This is a genomic window from Kitasatospora sp. NPDC007106 (assembly GCF_040634455.1).
Lineage (GTDB): Bacteria > Actinomycetota > Actinomycetes > Streptomycetales > Streptomycetaceae > Kitasatospora > Kitasatospora arboriphila.
This window is the reverse complement of the sequence record NZ_JBEYFP010001471.1, coordinates 1-1,022: the sequence shown is the minus strand read 5'-3', so window position 1 is coordinate 1,022 and position 1,022 is coordinate 1. Positions and strand designations below refer to the sequence as shown.

The 1,022-nt window shown below is 76.1% G+C and carries 2 protein-coding genes; one reads left to right on the top strand and one right to left on the bottom strand.

Features of this window, described 5'->3' with window-relative positions; translation table 11 throughout:
* On the top strand, positions 1 to 181 hold a 181-nt coding region (locus ABZ641_RS39370; protein WP_359989558.1), incomplete at its 5' end, for a hypothetical protein.
* Positions 182 to 210: 29 nt separating this feature from the next.
* On the opposite strand, the gene ABZ641_RS39365 is transcribed toward ABZ641_RS39370, so the two are convergent.
* Positions 211 to 1,022 (bottom strand): hypothetical protein (locus tag ABZ641_RS39365; protein ID WP_359989556.1); only part of this gene is annotated, 812 nt, incomplete at its 5' end.

Sequence of the window (1,022 nt, the reverse complement as noted above, 5' to 3'; positions counted from 1 at the left end):
GCCGGACGTGGTGGCGGTGGTGCCGCCCGGCCTCGGTCTGCGGACGGCGCTGCGCGCGGCCCGGCCCGGGCTGCTGTACCTCCTCGTGGTGCTGCCGGTCGTCGCGGGGGTGATGGCCTTCGGGATCGAACTCGTCCGGACGGCCGTCTCGGGCGACATCGACCCGGACACGCTCCCCTGAACCCGGCCACCACCGCCGGTCGCGGCGGATCAGGGGCGCTGCCACCGGCGGCGGGGGTGCCCCTGCTCCGGGCCGGGAGCCGCGGCCCGCTCGGCCCGCTCCGCGGCAACGGCCCGCCGTGCGGCCGCGGCGGCCTGCGGGTCGTCGAACTCCCGTGACAGCACCTCGATCCGCCCGGTCGCGGGATCGTGCCGCACGGTGTCCAGCGCCATGCCGTCGAGCTGGGCGACCGTCTCCGCGTGGACGGTCGTGTCCAGGGGCAGGACCGCCAGCTTCGGGTCGTCCGCGGTGACGGTCACCTCCTCCGCGAGCAGGGTGTCCAGCAGCCGCCGCGGGGTCTGCGACGGCAGCCGCTCGTCCACCGCCACGTGCAGCATCAGCTGCTCGAACCCCGTGTCCACCCACCGCGCGTGGGACACCCACACCGAGCGCACGGTCGGGAACTCCCCGATCCGGCGCCGCAAAGCATCCCGCAGCGCCACCGCCACCGGATGGACGGACCGGGTCAGCCGCATCTCCTTGCCCTCCCCGCCCCGCCACCCGCGCTCGTGGAGCACCCGGGCCACCAGCCCGATCGGCAGGCCGGCGCGGCCCCGGTCGGAGTGCAGCACCAGCACGGGGACGCCCGTCCGCTCGGCGATGTCCCACAGTCGCAGCGCGTCGCAGTGGAACGCCGCCGCCGGCTCCGCCACCTGCTCGGCGAGGCACGCCGCACTGACGTAGCCCGGCAGGTACGGGACGTCGTCCTCGCTCCGCCGGAACAGGACCTTGCCGCTCTCCGCCACGGGCACGTACACCCCGTGGTCCGCCACGGCGGCGAGCAGCGCCTCCCACTCCGTAC